This window comes from Rhodococcus aetherivorans (assembly GCF_025722975.1).
Taxonomy (GTDB): Bacteria; Actinomycetota; Actinomycetes; order Mycobacteriales; family Mycobacteriaceae; genus Rhodococcus; species Rhodococcus aetherivorans.
Genome location: NZ_CP106982.1, coordinates 3,776,083 through 3,792,892 on the forward strand (window position 1 = coordinate 3,776,083; position 16,810 = coordinate 3,792,892).

Genomic DNA, 16,810 nt, shown 5'->3' on the forward strand with positions numbered 1-16,810 from the left:
GCCCGTTCGACGACTCGTCACGGGCCGGCCGGATCCCAGTCCCCGATCGGTGGAGTTGACCTGTGGATCTGTTGAGCAAGTACGGCGATCAGTTGATCGACGCCTTCTGGACCACCGTGCAGTTGACGGTGTTCTCGGCGATCGGCGCGCTGATCCTCGGAACGATCCTCGCCGGCATGCGCGTGTCCCCGGTGCCGGTGGCACGGGCGGTCGGCACCGTGTACGTGGGGATCTTCCGCAACACCCCCCTGACGCTGATCATCATCTTCTGCCTGTTCGGCCTGTCACAGACGCTGGGCATCAGCCTTGCCCCCCAGTCGTCGCCGACGTTCCTGGTGGACAACAACTTCCGGCTCGCGGTGCTGGGCCTGAGCGTCTATACCGCGGCGTTCGTCTGCGAGTCGCTGCGCTCGGGCATCAACACCGTCAACGTCGGGCAGGCCGAGGCGGGCCGCTCCCTCGGGCTGACCTTCGGCCAGAATCTGCGCCTGATCGTGCTGCCGCAGGCGTTCCGCGCGGTGATCGCACCCCTCGGCAGCGTGCTGATCGCCCTGACCAAGAATTCGACGATCGCGTCCGTCATCGGCGTCTCGGAGGCCTCCCTGCTGATGAAGACCATGATCGAGAACGAGGCGCAGATCTTCGTCATCGGCGGCATCTTCGCCCTCGGCTTCGTGATCCTGACCCTGCCCACGGGCCTGCTGTTCGGCTGGCTGAGCACGCGATTCGAGGTGTCCCGGTGAGCACCGGCCGCGCAACCGTCCTCTACGACGCCCCCGGCCCCCGGGCGCGAACGATCTACCACGTCGCCTCGGCGGCGGTGGCCGTGCTGCTCGTCGCCGTCGGCTATTTCGTCTACCGGGCTCTCGACGACAAGGGGCAGCTCACCACCGCGAAGTGGGAGCCGTTCCTGGAATCGAGCTCGTGGACCACGTATCTGATCCCCGGCATCCGGGGCACCCTCATCGCGGCCGCGGTATCCATCGTGCTCGCCCTGATCCTCGGGGCCGCGCTGGGCATCGGCCGGCTCTCCGATCACCGGCCCGTGCGCGCGGTGTGCGGCTTCATCGTCGAACTGTTCCGGGCCATCCCGGTACTGATCCTGATGATCTTCGCCTACCAGCTGTTCGCCGAATACCAGGTCTTCCGGTCGAAGTACCTGGCGCTGGCGGCGGTGGTCACCGGCCTGACCCTCTACAACGGCTCGGTGATCGCCGAGATCGTCCGCGCCGGCATCCGGTCGCTGCCCCGCGGGCAGACCGAGGCCGCCGCGGCGCTGGGCATGCGCAAGGGCCAGATCATGCGTCTGATCCTGTTGCCACAGGCCGTCACGGCGATGTTGCCGGCGATCGTCTCGCAGATGGTGGTGGCCCTGAAGGACTCCGCGCTCGGCTATCTCATCGGGTACGTCGAAGTCGTGCGCGCCGGTCAGCAGCTCGGCGCGTTCTTCGGCAACTACCTGCCGTCGCTGCTCGTGGTGGCCGCGATCATGATCGTGCTCAACGGCGCGTTGACGGTCGTCGCGACGCGGCTCGAGCGGCGTCTGCGGACCGGACGCAAGAACCGTGCCGCGATGCCGGAGGCCGACGAGAACGCCCCCGACAACGTGCTTTCCGGCATGACCGTCCCGGGGGTGGACATCACCAGCGATCACGACAAGCGCCGGTAACCCGTCAGTCGGTGGCGACGTCGCCGGGCTCGGGATCGAGCCCGGCGAGTTCGCCGCGGACCACGTCGAAGGCCACGCCCTGCGGGTAACCACGGCGGGCGAGCATGCCGACCAGCCGTCGCACCACCTTGTCCCGTTCCGCGGCGATCTCGCGCCGATCCCCCTCCGTGGGCAGCGGGGGCTGGGTGCGCAGCTTCTTGCGCACCAGTTCGGCGGCGCGGGCGCGTTCGTCGTCGCCGTCGATCTGCTCCAGCGCCTCAGCCGCCTCGTGCTGCCCGATCCCCTTGCGGCGCAGTTCCATTGCCAGAGCACGTTTGCCCCGGCCGGCATGCCGATGACGGGAGCGCACCCACTGCTGGGCGAACTCGGCGTCGTCGACGAGGCCCACCTCGGTGAGCCGGTCGAGGGTCCGCTCGGCGACGTCCGCGGCGAAGCCCTTCTGTTCGAGTTTCGCGGCGAGTTCGGCGCGGCTGCGAGCCCGGTCGGTCAGCAGACGGAGGCACAGGTCCTTGGCCTGTGCCTCCGTTCCGCCGCCGGGCAGGTCGCCGCCGCGCCGGTCACCGCGACGGGAGTCGCTGCCCAACGCTCGACTCAGAAGTCGGCGGGCTCGTCGGCGGGCTCGGCGGTGACGTCCGCCCCGATGCCGAGCTTCTCCTTGATCTTCTTCTCGATCTCGTCCCGGACGTCGGTGTTCTCCAGCAGGAACTTGCGGGCGTTCTCCTTGCCCTGACCGAGCTGGTCGCCCTCGTAGGTGTACCAGGAGCCGGACTTGCGGATGAAGCCCTGCTCGACCCCCATGTCGATGAGCGAGCCCTCCTTGCTGATGCCGTGGCCGTAGAGGATGTCGAACTCGGCCTGCTTGAAGGGCGGCGACACCTTGTTCTTGACGACCTTGACGCGGGTGCGGTTGCCCACCGCGTCGGAGCCGTCCTTGAGGGTCTCGATACGGCGCACGTCCAGGCGCACCGAGGCGTAGAACTTCAAAGCCTTGCCGCCGGTGGTCGTTTCGGGCGAGCCGAACATCACACCGATCTTCTCGCGCAGCTGGTTGATGAAGATCGCGGTGGTGCCCGAGTTGTTGAGCGCACCGGTCATCTTGCGCAGCGCCTGGCTCATCAGGCGGGCCTGCAGGCCGACGTGGCTGTCACCCATCTCGCCCTCGATCTCGGCGCGCGGCACCAGGGCCGCCACCGAGTCGACCACGATGATGTCGAGCGCGCCGGAACGGATCAGCATGTCCGCGATCTCGAGCGCCTGCTCACCGGTATCCGGCTGCGACACGAGCAGGGCGTCGGTGTCGACACCGAGCTTGCGCGCGTACTCGGGATCGAGCGCGTGCTCGGCGTCGATGAAGGCGGCGATGCCGCCGGCGGCCTGGGCGTTGGCCACGGCGTGCAGCGCGACCGTCGTCTTACCGGAGGATTCCGGGCCGTAGATCTCGACGACCCGGCCGCGCGGGAGGCCGCCGATGCCGAGCGCGACGTCGAGCGCGATCGAGCCCGTCGGGATCACGGCGATGGGCTGGCGGGACTCCTCCCCCAGGCGCATCACCGAGCCCTTGCCGAAGCTCTTGTCGATCTGCGCGAGCGCCAGCTCGAGCGCCTTGTCGCGATCGTGTGCCTGTGGTGCCATCGTGGTCCCCTTTTCGAGTCTCGTCTTGCTTGCCGATGACGTTAGAGTCCGGCACCGACAAGTTCGCCGTCCCGACCGGCGAGCGGCCGGATCTGTGGATGAATCGGACGCCTGTGGACTACTTCTTCACCACCCGCGGACCAGCATAGGCGAACAACTGTTCGAACGGAACGGGCGCGGCGGTTTCACCGGCGCGCGGGCGGGACGTCGAACTCCTCGCACAGGGCCCGCCACACCTCACGGGGTTCCCGGCCGGCCTCGATGGCCGCGGCGGCGGTCCGCCCGCCGAGCGAGAGCAGCACGTGGTCACGTAGCAGGGCGTCGCCGCGCAGCTGCCCGAACTCGTTGCGGACACACTCGTGAAATTCCGTCAGTCGCACCTGCGCCACGGTAGTCGCTTCCCGGACCCCCGACAGCGGCCGGTGGCGCGGACGCGGGGCACGTCACCGCATCGGCGCCACGACGCTGCGGCAGACGGTCACCGGGTCCTCGACCTGCGTTGCCGTCGCGGCGGCCAGGCGGGCCGCGCGCGTGAAGCGTGGCTCGGTCAGCACGGTGTCCACGGCCGCCCGCAGCGCGTCGGAGTCGAGTGGCCGCACGACCACCGCGCTGCCCTGCCGGGCGGCCCGATTGGCCAGCTCCCACTGGTCGCCGCCGCCGGGCACCACGACCGCGGGCACCCCGGCGCGCAGGGCCTTGGCGAGCATCCCGTGGCCGCCGCCGCACACCACCACGTCGGCCTGCTCGAGCAGCAGGTCCTGCCGGCCGTGCCCGGCCACGACGCCGTCCGGCCAGTCCCGCTCGGGCGGCTCGAGCATCGCGACGACGATCCGCATCCCGGATCCGCCGAGGCCCGTGCACACGGCGTCGAGCAGGCCGGGCACGCCGGTAGCCGCGGTGGACGGGGCCACCATCACCAGCGGTCCGTCGCCGGAGGGCGGCGCCAGGACGTCGCCGGTGGGCTCCCACAGCAGCGGCCCGACGACGTGCGCCCCGGCGGGCCAGTCCGGTCGCGGCACCTCGAGGGCGGGCAGGGTGGCGACGAGCCGGGCCGCCGGCCCCGGATCCCGGGCGGCCAGGCCGATCCCGACGCGCGCCGCGGACCGTTCGCGTTCCCCCTGCCGGATCGACCGGGCGGTCGCCGCGCGCAGCACCGTGTCCCGCGCGCGCCCGCGCAGCCCGGTGCCTGCGGCGAGACCGCTGCCGATGGGGGGCAGCCCCCGCGAGGGCAGATACAGCGGATGGGGCGACAGCTCCACCCAGGGGATACCGAGGCGTTCGGCGGCCATGCCGCCGCCCGCGGTGAGCACGTCGGAGACGACGAGGTCGGGCAGCAAGGCGCTGAGCCCGGGCAGCATCTCGGACGCGATGTGGGCGGCGCGGGCATGGATGCGGGCACCGGCATCGGCATCGTCGTCCTCCGGACGCGGGGCCAGCCCGGCGAGTGGCGCGAGCGTCACCCCGTCCAGGTCGAGGCCGAGCCACCGCTCGCCGGTGAAGAGGACGGGCTCGTCGCCCGCCTCGGCCAGACGCAGGCTCAGGGCTATCGCCGGGATCGCATGCCCGGCGTCGGGCCCGGCCACCACCGCCACTCGCATCGGCTCAGACTGCCACACCCGCTCCGCGCTGCCCGGTTGTGGAGGCGACGCCGGGAGTACCGGCCGCCGCTGCAGCGCCTCGGCGGTGGGGCTCGCCCGGGCTGTGCCCACCGCGTCGTACGTGCGAGCCTGGAAGCATGACGATGTCGGCAGGTGTCCCGTGAGGAGCGGCCATCCGGTGCCGGACCCCGTCGGTCCGGGGCAGGAGTCGGTGTGGGACTACCCACGGCCGCCCGTGGTCCGACGGAGCGACGAGCTGGTCGAGGTGTGGCTCGGACATGCTTCGCCGAAGGGGTCCTGCGGCCGGTTCCCGGGAGCACGGTGTGCGAGTGGAAGGGACGGGCCGACTATTTCGACGTCGTGGCAGGCGGACACGTCGCCGAGCGTGCGGCGTGGCACTATCCCCGGCCGGTTGCCGGATACGAGGCACTCGTCGGGCATGTGGCAGTCATGCCGGGTCCGATGGACGGCTGTTTCGTCGACGGCGAGCGGGTGCGTCCCCAGGCGGGGGGCTTCTACGGCGGCTGGATCACCGATCGGGTGGTCGGCCCCTTCAAAGGCGGGCCCGGCAGTCGCTACTGGTGATCGCAGGGAGGGGCGGGCACGGCCGCGGCGACGGGCCCGAATCCGGGGACGGCCACCGATCGGCGCGGAGATCGGCGGCAACAGTCCCACGGCGTGGCCGTTCCGCGGCGCCGGCGGTCACGGATACGCCGACCAGAACTGGAGCACCTGCTCGCGGGTGGTGACCGTTCCGTTGTCGATGATCAGCAGTTCGTCCTCGTCGAACGTGTAGCGAACAGGTCCGGCCACGACGGTGAATCCGGCGGCGGCCGGGGCGGCGTCGGCCAGTTCGATGTCGGCACCGTCGCTGAGCCGCAGGCCCTTGTAGTAGAGGCGATCGAAGTCGTTGCGGCACACCAGGACCCGCGACTCCGACGTGCGCGCCACCGCGACGGCCTCGTCGGTCGAGTTGCAGCGCGGCCCGATGCCGTCGTCGAAGCCCCGGGTGTCCGCCTGCGCGACCGGGATGCGGTCCGGGCGGCTCTGCGGCGGGGCCGTGGTCGTCGGTGCGGACGAAGTGGTGAGGAGGTCGGTGACCTCCGCCGTGACCGTCGCGGGGGGCGGCACCACCGGACCGGGGCTGTCGATCTGCCCGGTGGCCGAGGTGTCGGCCCGCACATCCGGCTCCGGCGCCTCGCCGCGGCCGGGCAGGATCCACGTCAGCGATCCGACGAGCGCGAGGCCCACGATCGCGGCGCCCAGCAGCACGAGCAGCGGCCGACGGGAACGCGACGTCGGGTGTCCGGGCGGGGCGGTCGGACCGGCGGACACGGGGGCGGGTTCGGCGGCGGTGAACGCCCGGGTCGGCGCGGTGACGGGCTCGGTGACCGGCTCGGTGAGAGCGGCACGCGCGGCCGCGGCCAGCGCACCGCACGTGGGGAAGCGGTCCTCGGGGCGCTTGGCCATCGCGCGGGCGATCACATCGTCGAACGCGGACGGCAGGTCCGGCCGCGCCGCGGTGGGGCGCGGCGGGGGCAGATGCAGATGCGCGTGGACCAGATGGGCCGGCTCGGACCCCGGATACGGTGGCCGCGTCGTGAGCAGCTGATAGAGCGTGCACCCGAGGGCGTAGACGTCGGTCCGGGGGCCGAGGGGCCGCCCCTCGATCTGTTCGGGGGACGCGTACTGCAGGCTGGCGACGAGCATGCCGGTCTCGGTGACCGCCGTGCTGTCGAGGCTCTTCGCGATCCCGAAGTCCGCGAGCAGGACGCGCTCGGGTTCGCTCGCCCCGCTCGGCGTGAGCAGGATGTTCGCGGGCTTGACGTCGCGGTGCAGTATCCCGTGTGCATGCGCGTAATCGAGCGCGCGGGCGGTCTCGGACACGATATGCACGGCGCGCCCCGGAGGCATCGGTCCCCTGCGCAGTGCACCCACCGCGTCGGTGCCGTCCACGTACTGCATCGCAATCCACAACTGGTCGCCGACATTGCCGCGGTCGTACACGGTGACGATGTTGGGATGTTCGAGCCGCGCCACGTGGTCGGCCTCCCGGAGGAACCGGCTGCGGTTTCCCGGGTTCGCGGTCGCCGACGGGTCGAGCAGCTTCAGCGCGATGAAACGCGGCAGGTTCGGATGCCGCGCCAGGTAGACGCTGCCCATCCCTCCCGTGCCGAGGCGGCGTTCGATACGGTACCCGGCGAACACGGAGCCGGTCTGCAGTTCTCCCACGGTGTCGTCCACTCCCGAGTCCGTCGCGGCGCCCGCCCGACAGCCGTCTCAGAATATCGCGCACGTGAAGAGTGCCGGGCCGGACGCTCCGGCGGTCAGGCCGACACATCCCCGGCGGCGTCGAGCGCCCGGGCCCGGTCGCCGGGCACGAGCCCGATCCGGGTGCGGCGGTCGAGGATGTCGTCGACGTCGAGGGCGCCCTCGTGGGTGACGGCGAATTCCAGTTCGGCGCGGCTAATGTCGAGCCCGGGGACGATCGGTTCCAGCCGGCGCGGGTCCGCGGCGAGCAGGGCCGCCTCGGTGCCGTAGCGCCGCACCAGGTTCGCCGGGGCGGCGACGGTGCGCAGCACGGCAGGAGTCGCGGCGCCGACGAGGGGGAGCCGCTGGGTGCGGCACGGCCCGACACGCAGTCCGGCCGTCTCGACGGCCGCGTCGACGGCGTCCTGCGCCATCCGCCGGTAGGTGGTGAGCTTGCCGCCGACGATGCCGATCGGACCGGACTCGGAGCGCACGACCGCGTGCCGGCGCGACAGGTCCGCGGTGCCGCCGCCGGTGTCGGTACCCGGCGCGGAGGAGTCGAGCAGCGGCCGCAGTCCCGCGAAGGTGCCGAGGACGTCGTTGCGGGTCAGGGGCACGGCGAGGGCGGTGTTGGCGGTGTCGAGGAGGAAGTCGATCTCACCGTCGGTGGCCTGCGGGACGTCGGGCAGCGCGCCGGGCGCCTCCTCGTCGGTCAGTCCCAGATAGATGCGGCCCAGCTGGGCGGGCAGCGCGAAGACGAACCGGTTGGTGGCGCCGGGAATCGGCACGGTGAGCGCGGCCGTGGGGTTGCCGAGGGCGGCGGCGGCGAGCACGAGGTGGGTGCCGCGGCTCGGTCGCAGCCGGATCGACGGATCCACCTGTCCCGCCCACACGCCCGCCGCGTTGATCACGGCGCGGGCCGTCACCCGCACCTCGGTGCCTGTGAGGGTGTCGCGCAGGGCGGCGCCGTCGGCCGTGACGGAGTGGGCGTCGACGCGGGTGAGGATGCGGGCGCCGTAGGAGGCGGCGGTGCGGGCGAGGGCGACGACGAGCCGGGCGTCGTCGACGAGCTGGCCGTCGTAGGCGAGCAGTCCCCCGCGCAGCCCGTCGCGCCGGACGGCGGGGACCAGGTCGGCGGCGCGCCCCGCGCCGATGCGGCGCGAGCGCGGCAGCACCGCGGACGGCGTGTGCGCGGAGACCCGCAGGGCGTCGCCGGCGAGGAACCCGGTGCGCACGAGCGCGGCCTCGCCGCGGCCGACCGACGGCAGCAGCGGCACCAGCTGCGGCATCGCGCGCACCAGGTGCGGCGCCGTGTGGGTCATGAGAATTCCCCGCTCGACGGCACTTTCGCGGGCGATACCGATGTTCCCGGTGGCGAGATAGCGCAGGCCGCCGTGGACGAGCTTCGAACTCCACCGGCTGGTGCCGAAGGCGAGATCGTGCCGTTCGACGAGGACGACGCTCAGGCCGCGCGACGCGGCGTCGAGCGCGGCGCCGGCGCCGGTGACACCGCCGCCGACGACGAGCACGTCGACGGTGGGCCGGGCGGCGAGGTCGTCGAGTTCCCGGCGGCGGCGGGCGGCGTCGAGGGCACTGGAGGCGGGTCCGGTCACGGGCGATCCTCCCCGGAGGGTGCGAGATAGGTGTCGACGGCGTGCGCCAGCTCGGCCAGCAGGGCCGCCCGGTCGACCACCTCGGTGACCATCCCGGCGGACTGCACCACGGACTGGGCGGTGAGCAGCACGAACGCGGCGAGCGCGCGGACGTCGCCGGCGCGGACGGTGCCGTCGCGCTGGCCGAGGACGAGCGCCCCGGTCAGCACCTCGAGCACTGCGTGCTGGCTGGTCCCGAGCCGGTCCACGATGTACGTCATGAGCAGGTCCGGGTCCGACCGCAGGATCTTCTCGAACAGCGGATGTGTGCCGATCTCGTCGACGGCCGTCACGACGGCCCGCACGACGCGCGGCCGGACGGGCCCCTCTTCGCGGAGATCGGGCAGGACGGCGCGGATCTCACGGGTGAGAAGGTCCGCGACCAGGGCACGGGTGTCGGGCCAGCGACGATAGACCGTGGGGCGGCTGACACCGGCGCGCCGCGCCACCTCGGCGAGGGTGGTGCGCCGCAGTCCGAAGTCGAGCAGGCACGAGCGGGTGGCGTCGAGGATCTGGTTCTCGACGGTTGCCGCCGGCGGGCCGGAAGACCGGATCTCATCGTTACGAATAGACATTGTATGTAACACTGTAACGCATGACTGTGAGGTTCACACCGCAACACCCCACCGCCGCAGCCGAGATGGAGTGGGACGCGTGGGGCACGGCGGACCGCCGGAAGGAACTCGGCGAGGGCGTCCGCACACTGCTTCGACAGGCTCTCGGCGTGGACACCGAGCGCGCCCGTTCGCTGCCCGAGACCGCCGTGCGGCTCACCCCGTCCCGGCTGGGCACCCGGCACCACCAGGGCCTGCGGCGCATCGTCGGTCCGGAACACGTCGCCGACGACGACGCGGCCCGGCTCCGTCACGCCGGCGGCAAGAGCACCCTCGACCTGCTGCGGCGACAGAACCCCGGCCCGCAGGACGGTCCCGACGCGGTGCTGCGGCCCGGCAGCCACGACGAGGTGCTCGCCGTACTCGACTACTGCACGGGCGAGGGGATCGCCGTCGTGCCGTTCGGCGGCGGCACCAGCGTCGTCGGCGGGCTGGATCCGGTGCGCGACGGCTTCGAGGCCGTCGTCGCAGTGGACCTGCAACGGATGAACGCGCTCACCGATCTCGATCCGGTCTCCGGTCTGGCGACGCTGCAGGCCGGCGCGACCGGACCGCAGGCCGAGGAGCTGCTCGGTGCCCACGGCTTCTCGCTCGGGCACTTCCCGCAGAGCTTCCGCCACGCGACCGTGGGCGGGTTCGCCGTCACCCGATCCTCCGGCCAGGCCTCCGCGGGCCACGGCCGGTTCGACGAGATGGTCGAGCACCTCGTCGTCGCCACCCCGCGCGGTACCGTCCGGGCGGGCCGCGCCCCGGCCTCGGCCGCGGGCCCGGACCTGCGGCAACTGTTCCTCGGGTCCGAGGGCCTGTTCGGCATCGTCACCGAGGTCGGCGTGCGAATTCACCCGATTCCCGCCGCGACCGCCCACCGCGCCTGGTCGTTTCCCGACTTCGCCACGGGTGCGGACGCCCTGCGCACCCTCGTGCAGACCGGCGCCGTCCCCACCGTGCTGCGCCTGTCGGACGAGACCGAGACCGCGACGAACCTCGCGTTGCACGAACACATCGGTGCGACCGCCCCCACCGGATGCCTGGCCGTGACCACCGTCGAGGGCACCGCCGAACACGTACGAGCCCGCGCCGCGGAGGTCGACGCCCTGCTCTCGACCCTGGGCGGCACCGACCTCGGAGAAGAGCCGGCCCGCGCCTGGGAGCAGGGACGGTTCGACGCGCCGCACCTGCGCGACGCCCTGCTGCGGGTCGGGGCACTCGCCGAGACCCTCGAAACCGCCACCACGTGGAGCAATCTGGCGCGGCTGCGGACGGCGGTGACCGATGCGCTCACCGCCTCCCTGCAGGAACAGGGCACCCCGCCACTGGTGCTGTGCCACATCTCGCACACCTACCCCACCGGCGCGTCCCTGTACTTCACCGTCGTGTGCGCGCAGACGGACGATCCCCTCACGCAGTGGTCGGCGGCCAAGCGCGCCGCCACGGACGCGATCATGACGGCCGGCGGCACCGTCACCCACCACCACGCGGTCGGGCGCGACCATCGGCCGTGGATGGCCGACGAGATCGGGACTCTGGGCACCGGCCTGCTCCGCGCGGTCAAGGACGCACTCGACCCGCTCGGCATCCTCAACCCTGGAAAGCTGCTGCCGTGATCGAATCCGTCACCGTCCTGACGAACCCGGCCGCGGGCCCGCACACCGCGCGCGCGACGAGGTCCGCCACGGCCCGGCTGCGCGAACGGGGCCTGCGCGTCACCGAGATCGCCGGCGACACCCCGGAACACTCCCTCGAACTGGTGCGCCACGCCGTCGGCGAGGGAACCGGGGCACTCGTCGCGGTCGGCGGGGACGGGCTCGTCTGGCTCGCCTGGCAGGCGCTCGCGCAGACCGGGATTCCGCTCGGCATCGTCCCGGCCGGGACCGGCAACGACCTCGCCCGCGTCCTGCACGTGCCGTCGGATCCGGTGGCGGCGGCCGACGTGATCGCCGACGGGGCCACGCGGACGATCGACCTCGGAAGGGTCCGGGCGCCCGGGCGGCCGGACCACTGGTTCGGCACCGTGCTCGCCAGCGGATTCGACTCCCTGGTCACCGACCGCGCCAACCGGATGCGCCGGCCGCGCGGCCGGCTGCGCTACAACGTCGCGATGGTCGCGGAACTGGCGAATCTCCGCCTGCTGCCGTATCGCATCACGCTGGACGGCGACGACCTCGACGTGGCGGCGACGATGGTGGCCGTGGGCAATGCCTCCACCTACGGGGGCGGCATGCGCATCGCGCCGGACGCGCGTCTCGACGACGGCCTCCTCGACGTCGTGATCGTGACCTCGGCCAACCGGACCCGCCTGCTGCGCCTGTTCCCCACCGTCTACCGCGGCACCCACGTCGACCTGGACGAGGTGAGGGTGCACCGCGCCCGGCGGGTGCGGCTCGAGTGTCCCGGCATCTCCGCCTACGCGGACGGCGAACCGCTCGGACCGCTGCCCGTGGACGTCGAGGCCGTGCCCGGTGCCGGAGTCGTCCTCGTACCCGGCGGTCAGCCCCCGAACGTGTAGAGCTCGAACCCGGCGGCCCGTTCCGCCGCGAACCCGGGCAGAGCGGCCGTGGCCGACTCCACCTGCGCCCGGGCCTGGTCGAGCACGGGGGTGGGCGCGAGTGCCTCGAGATAGCGGCGGTGCTCGGCGAGGGACGCGACGCCGTCCTCGACGGTGTCGGTGACGTCCACTCCGTGAGTGGGAGACGTGGTGCTCACCGCCACCCACCGCACCCCCGGCCACGGCGGCAGACCCTGCTCGGCCAGGTCCGGGAAGATCCACTCGTTCGCCGCGTCGGTGACCGCGTCGAGCACGCTCAGCCCCAGGGCACGGTGGTCGGCGCTGTTGAGGACGCCGGGGAACCACGTGAGCCCGAAATTGCCGGTCACCACCATCTCGGGTCGGTGCCGCCGGATCGCCGCCGCAAGATCGCGGCGCAGGTCCGGCCCCGCCACCAGGCGGCCGTCGGGATGCCCGAGGAACTCGACCACCTCGACCCCGACGACCCGGGCGGATGCCCGCTCCTCCTGCTCGCGCAGCGGCCCGCACGCCGCCGGCGGCAGGCCCGCGATGCCGGCCTCGCCGCTGGTCGCCAGGACGTAGCGCACCTCCTTGCCCTGTCGGGTCCACCGCGCCACCGCGGACGCCGCGCCGTACTCGATGTCGTCGGGGTGCGCGGCGATCACGAGCGCCCGCTGCCAGTCCTCCGGTACCGGTTCCATTCGTCCACTATCGCCGATCACGATGCGGGGGTGGGGGCCTCGCGCATACTGGACGGCGTGTCGTGGTCCGGGCTCGTCGAAGCAGCGCTCGACGTGCGGTTGACGACGACGGCGGCGGCCGTGGTGTTCACCGTCCTCACCGTCGCGGGCCTGGCCGCCCTGGCCGCGCGACGGCACCGCCGCTGGCTCCTGACGGGGATTCCGACGGCCGTCGCGCTGACCCTGGTGCTGGTGGTGCTCGCCGCCGTGCTCGTCGAGCAGGTGTGGCGACCGTTCCCGGATCGGTTGCCTCGGGATGTGTACGCGTGGACCGCCGTCGCCGTCCTCGCCGTCGCGCTCCTGGCCGGCCGGTGGCTCGTCCGCCGCCGGGACCGGGCGCGTCCGCTCGTCGCGGCCGGCCTCGTCGTCGCCGCACTGGCGGTGGTGGTGGCGGGCGCGGGGCGGATCAACGCGGTGTTCGACGCCTACCCCACCGTGCGTTCCGCCCTCGGCATGACCGACTACCGCACCGTGCCGCTCGACGCGGCCCTGGCACCGGCCACGGCGACGGTCGCTCGGCGGCCGCTGTCCGAGACCTGGTCGCCCCCGGCCGATCTGCCCGCGACCGGCGCGGTGACGACCACCCCGATCCCCGGCGCAGTCTCGGGATTCCGCGCCCGCGACGCGCGGATCTACCTGCCACCCGCCTACTTCGCCGACCCGCGCCCCGAACTCCCGGTGCTGGTGCTGCTCGCCGGCCAGCCCGGCAGCACCGACGACTGGCTGATCGGGGGCCGGCTGCCGCAGATCATGGACGCGTTCGCGGCCGGGCACGAGGGGCTGGCACCGGTCGTCGTGCTCGCCGACGGCACCGGCGGCCAGTTCGACAACCCGCTGTGCGCCGATTCCCGCCTCGGCAACGCCGCGACCTACCTGGCGCTCGACGTGCCCGCCTGGGTCCGCGAGCACCTGCAGGTCGACGACGATCCGGCGGGCTGGGCGATCGGCGGGCTCTCGTACGGAGGCACGTGCGCGTTGCAGCTCGCGACCGCCCGCCCCGAGGTGTACCCCACGTTCCTCGACTTCTCCGGCCAGGCCGAGCCGACCCTCGGCGATCGGGACCGCACGATCCGCGAGGTGTTCGGCGGCGACACGGAGGCGTTCGCGCGGAACAACCCTGCCGACCTGCTGGCCCGCAACCGCTACCCCGGCTCGGCAGGGGCGTTCGTCGTGGGCCTCGACGACAGCGAATACCGTTCGGGAATCGAACAACTCACGACGGCGGCCCGGGCCGCCGGCATGGACGTCCACCTCACGGAACTGCCGGGAGCGCACAGCTTCGCGGTGTGGTCCGCCGGACTCGAGAAGGAGCTGCCGTGGCTCAGCCGCCGACTCGGCCTCGTCGCCCCGTGATCGCGCGCAGCGGCGCGGCGCTGCGCCGGGCCCCCGTCGCTCTGACCCTGCTCGCGGCGATGTGGGTGCTCGCGATCGCCACCGGGTCCGTGTGGCGCGGGCCGTCCCACGACCTGGCCCTCGACGTCTCCCTCGGCACCCGTAGCTTCGGCGAGGGGCATCCGTGGGTGCTCTGGACGTCCGGGCTCTTCGCGTCCGGCCTGGGCGAGTACGTCCTGTCGAGCGTGGCGATCCTCGCCGTCGCGGTGCCGGTGGAGAACCGCCTCGGCAGCCGCAGATTCGCACTCGCCGCGGCGCTCTCGCAGGGTGCGGGTGCCGCGCTCGCCCTGCTGGTGGCGCTGCTGGCGTCGACCGTGCCGAACTCGTGGGGCTTCGAGCTGCACGGGCACCTGACCGAGGATCCCCTGCCGTGGGTGCTCGGCACCCTGCTCGCCGCCACCGCGGCGATGGGCACGCTGTGGCGGCGCCGCATCCGCACCCTGGTGCTGGTGTTCCTCGTGACGAGCGCCCTGTTCGCGGGGCACCTGCAGGACGTGGTGCGGCTCTGCGCGGCGCTGGCAGGCCTGTTCCTCGGACCCGTGCTGTTCGGCCGCGCGGCCCGGGGCCCGGCGCTCGGCGGCACCGTGCGGGAGCGTCGCACCCTCGTGGCGCTGGTGGTCGCCGCCAGCGTCCTCGGCCCGATCCTGGCGGCGTTCTCCCCCCACGCCATCGGGCCGCTCTCGGCGCTGCGGGAGTTGTTCGACCAGGTCCCGTACAGCGCACGGGAACTGGTCGACATCTGCGCCGACCCGGCCCTGCGCGACGAGTGCCGCAAGGGGCGGCAGGCGCTGCGCCTGTCCGGGATCGGACCGCTGGTGATGAACCTGATGCCGTCGGCGGTGCTGCTCGTGGGAGCGGAGGGACTGCGCCGGGGCCGCCGCGCCGCGTGGCTGCTCTCGGTGTGGGGGCACGTCGCCCTGATCGCGGTGGCCGCCGTCAGCGCGGTCGTGCAGATCACCGAGCAGGAGGAGACCCGGTCGCTGCTGTACGGCACCCGCCGCACCAGCTCGGTGTACATGGAACTCGCTCCGCTGCTGGCCCTCGTCGCGGTGCTCGTGCTGCTGCTGATGACCCGCCGGCTGTTCGGGGTGCGCGCCCCGCGCGGGACGTATCCGCGGGTGTGGCTGGGCACCGCCGCCGCGGCGGGTGCCGCGCTCGTCACCTACGTGGTGGTGGGGGCGCTGCTCGCCGACGGCTTCGACCGCGACCCCGGCGCCGCCACGCTGGTGCGCGACGCGCCGCGACGTCTCGTCCCACCCGTGTATCTGCAGCTGTTCGAGCCGCCGGTACTGCCGCTGACCCCGGCCGCCACGCTGCTGTTCGAGTGGGTGGGGGTGCTGGTGTGGGCCGCGTTCTGCCTGTTGATGGTCCGGAGCTTCCTGGTCCCCGCTCTCGGACACGATCCCGGCGACGAACACCGGGTGCGTGCACTGCTGCACTCCCCCGGCGGCACCTCGCTGTCGTGGATGACGACGTGGCCCGGCAACCACTACTGGTTCGGCGAGGACGGCCGGCACGCCGTGGCCTACCGCGTGCACTCGGGTGTCGCCCTGACCACGGGCGACCCGGTGGGTGATCCGGCCGGCCTGGAGAACGCGATCGACGAGTTCGCCGCGTACTGCCTCGGCAACGGCTGGACCCCGTGCTTCTACTCCGTCGGGGAGGACACCGCCGCGATCGCCCGGGACCACGGCTGGAGCTGTCTGCGGGTGGCCGAGGAGACGGTCGTCGCGCTTCCCGGCCTCGCGTTCAAGGGCAAGAAGTTCCAGGACGTCCGCACCGCCCTCAACCGCGCCGCCAAGGACGGCGTGGAGGCGCGGTGGACGACGTTCACCGAGGCGCCGTTGCCGATGACGGAGCAGATCGTCGAGATCTCCGAGGAATGGGTCGCCGACAAGGGCCTCCCCGAGATGGGCTTCACCCTCGGTGGGCTCGAGGAACTGCGCGACCCCGAGGTGCGGCTGCTCCTGGCGATCGACGCGGACGACCACGTGCACGCCGTGACGTCGTGGATGCCGGTCTACCGGGACGGCGCCCTGGTCGGCCTGACCCTCGACTTCATGCGCCGCCGCTCCGACGGCTTCCGTCCCGCGATGGAGTTCCTCATCGCCTCGGCCGCCATGTCCGCGCAGGAACAGGGCCTCGAGTTCCTCAGCCTGTCCGGCGCGCCGCTCGCCGGCGCCGACCCGTCGGCCGGCGCCCTCGACCGCGGCGCCCTCGACCGCGGCGCGCTCGACCGCGGCGCGCTCGACGCGCTGCTCGACCTGCTGGGCCGCACCCTCGAGCCGGTCTACGGCTTCCGGTCGCTGCTCGCCTTCAAGGCGAAGTTCCAGCCGCAGCACCGGCCCATGTACATGGTGTTCCCGGACGCCGCGGCCCTGCCCACGATCGGCATCGCCGTCGGTCATGCGTATCTGCCCGACGTGTCGCTCGGGCAGGGTCGCCGGCTGCTCGCACAGTTGCTGCGGCGCTGAGCCGCCGCGACCACATCACACGTGGGTGATGTGGTCGTCCTTGCTGCCGGCCACGGCCTTGTACAGCATGTAGCCGCCGAAGATCAGCGCGCTCACCACGAGAATCCCGAACAGGTGCTCCGCGAGCGCCCCGACCACCACGAGGGCGATCCACACCAGCGCCACCACACCCACGATCTTCCAGAACATCGTCTTCTCCTTGCGTCGTTGCCGTTCGTTGTCGATCGTGACACCCCACGGTCGGAAAAACACCAGGTCAACGCAGAGATCAGGGAAAGATGGG

At 72.7% G+C, this 16,810-nt stretch carries 15 protein-coding genes and 1 pseudogene; 7 read left to right on the forward strand and 9 right to left on the reverse strand.

The window, feature by feature from the left end; translation table 11 throughout:
* Positions 1-62: 62 nt before the first annotated feature.
* Both OCS65_RS17005 and OCS65_RS17010 read left to right on the forward strand, forming a co-directional pair.
* Positions 63-743, forward strand: a complete 681-nt coding sequence (locus OCS65_RS17005) for an amino acid ABC transporter permease (RefSeq protein WP_006948253.1) — start codon at positions 63-65, stop codon at positions 741-743.
* Entirely contained in the window at positions 740-1,669 is a 930-nt protein-coding gene (locus OCS65_RS17010; protein WP_006948256.1) for an amino acid ABC transporter permease, read from the forward strand. Before OCS65_RS17005 ends, OCS65_RS17010 begins: the two co-directional genes overlap by 4 nt.
* Before the next feature lie 4 nt (positions 1,670-1,673).
* On the opposite strand, the gene recX is transcribed toward OCS65_RS17010, so the two are convergent.
* The 4 genes from recX to OCS65_RS17030 form a co-directional block, all read right to left on the reverse strand.
* Positions 1,674-2,252: a recombination regulator RecX gene (recX, locus tag OCS65_RS17015; protein WP_006948258.1), complete on the reverse strand. Its 579-nt coding sequence runs from the start codon at positions 2,250-2,252 to the stop codon at positions 1,674-1,676.
* 8 nt (positions 2,253-2,260) lie between these two features.
* Complete coding sequence (recA, locus tag OCS65_RS17020) at positions 2,261-3,301, reverse strand: recombinase RecA (protein WP_006948259.1); 1,041 nt, start codon at positions 3,299-3,301, stop codon at positions 2,261-2,263.
* 185 nt (positions 3,302-3,486) lie between these two features.
* The gene (locus tag OCS65_RS17025) at positions 3,487-3,681 is read right to left on the reverse strand and encodes a DUF3046 domain-containing protein (RefSeq protein ID WP_029543347.1); all 195 of its coding nucleotides are present in this window, start codon (positions 3,679-3,681) and stop codon (positions 3,487-3,489) included.
* A gap of 63 nt (positions 3,682-3,744) precedes the next feature.
* Positions 3,745-4,899 (reverse strand): glycosyltransferase, encoded by a 1,155-nt coding sequence (locus OCS65_RS17030; RefSeq protein ID WP_044476646.1) that lies wholly within the window; start codon positions 4,897-4,899, stop codon positions 3,745-3,747.
* 178 nt (positions 4,900-5,077) lie between these two features.
* Here OCS65_RS17030 and OCS65_RS17035 point away from each other — a divergent pair.
* Positions 5,078-5,484 (forward strand): annotated as a pseudogene (locus tag OCS65_RS17035) (DUF427 domain-containing protein).
* Between the two features lie 117 nt (positions 5,485-5,601).
* On the opposite strand, the gene OCS65_RS17040 reads toward OCS65_RS17035, so the two are convergent.
* The 3 genes from OCS65_RS17040 to OCS65_RS17050 all read right to left on the reverse strand — a co-directional run bounded on the left by OCS65_RS17040 (position 5,602) and on the right by OCS65_RS17050 (position 9,376).
* Complete coding sequence (locus tag OCS65_RS17040) at positions 5,602-7,143, reverse strand: serine/threonine-protein kinase (RefSeq protein ID WP_263507316.1); 1,542 nt, start codon at positions 7,141-7,143, stop codon at positions 5,602-5,604.
* Between the two features lie 83 nt (positions 7,144-7,226).
* Entirely contained in the window at positions 7,227-8,762 is a 1,536-nt protein-coding gene (locus OCS65_RS17045) for a glycerol-3-phosphate dehydrogenase/oxidase (protein ID WP_050035117.1), read from the reverse strand.
* Positions 8,759-9,376 (reverse strand): TetR/AcrR family transcriptional regulator, encoded by a 618-nt coding sequence (locus tag OCS65_RS17050; RefSeq protein ID WP_065922631.1) that lies wholly within the window; start codon positions 9,374-9,376, stop codon positions 8,759-8,761. The genes OCS65_RS17045 and OCS65_RS17050 overlap by 4 nt, the downstream gene beginning before the upstream one ends.
* Before the next feature lie 20 nt (positions 9,377-9,396).
* Between OCS65_RS17050 and OCS65_RS17055 the strand changes: the two genes are divergently transcribed.
* Together OCS65_RS17055 and OCS65_RS17060 are read left to right on the forward strand one after the other, a co-directional pair.
* On the forward strand, positions 9,397-11,019 hold the full coding sequence (locus OCS65_RS17055) for an FAD-binding oxidoreductase (RefSeq protein WP_044476648.1): 1,623 nt from the start codon (positions 9,397-9,399) through the stop codon (positions 11,017-11,019).
* Positions 11,016-11,921: a diacylglycerol kinase gene (locus OCS65_RS17060; protein WP_006948271.1), complete on the forward strand. Its 906-nt coding sequence runs from the start codon at positions 11,016-11,018 to the stop codon at positions 11,919-11,921. Before OCS65_RS17055 ends, OCS65_RS17060 begins: the two co-directional genes overlap by 4 nt.
* Here OCS65_RS17060 and OCS65_RS17065 read toward each other — a convergent pair.
* A complete protein-coding gene (locus OCS65_RS17065) occupies positions 11,903-12,622 on the reverse strand; it encodes a PIG-L deacetylase family protein (RefSeq protein WP_006948272.1) in 720 nt (239 codons plus the stop codon). The two genes, OCS65_RS17060 and OCS65_RS17065, sit on opposite strands and share 19 nt — an antisense overlap.
* A 57-nt stretch (positions 12,623-12,679) precedes the next feature.
* Between OCS65_RS17065 and OCS65_RS17070 the strand changes: the two genes are divergently transcribed.
* On the forward strand, positions 12,680-14,014 hold the full coding sequence (locus OCS65_RS17070; protein WP_029543331.1) for an alpha/beta hydrolase: 1,335 nt from the start codon (positions 12,680-12,682) through the stop codon (positions 14,012-14,014).
* Positions 14,011-16,527, forward strand: coding sequence for a bifunctional lysylphosphatidylglycerol flippase/synthetase MprF (locus OCS65_RS17075; RefSeq protein WP_185712715.1), 2,517 nt, complete (start codon positions 14,011-14,013; stop codon positions 16,525-16,527). The genes OCS65_RS17070 and OCS65_RS17075 overlap by 4 nt, the downstream gene beginning before the upstream one ends.
* Positions 16,528-16,542: 15 nt before the next feature.
* Here OCS65_RS17075 and OCS65_RS17080 read toward each other — a convergent pair whose 3' ends face one another.
* Positions 16,543-16,716, reverse strand: coding sequence for a hypothetical protein (locus OCS65_RS17080; RefSeq protein WP_029543328.1), 174 nt, complete (start codon positions 16,714-16,716; stop codon positions 16,543-16,545).
* Positions 16,717-16,810: the final 94 nt, after the last annotated feature.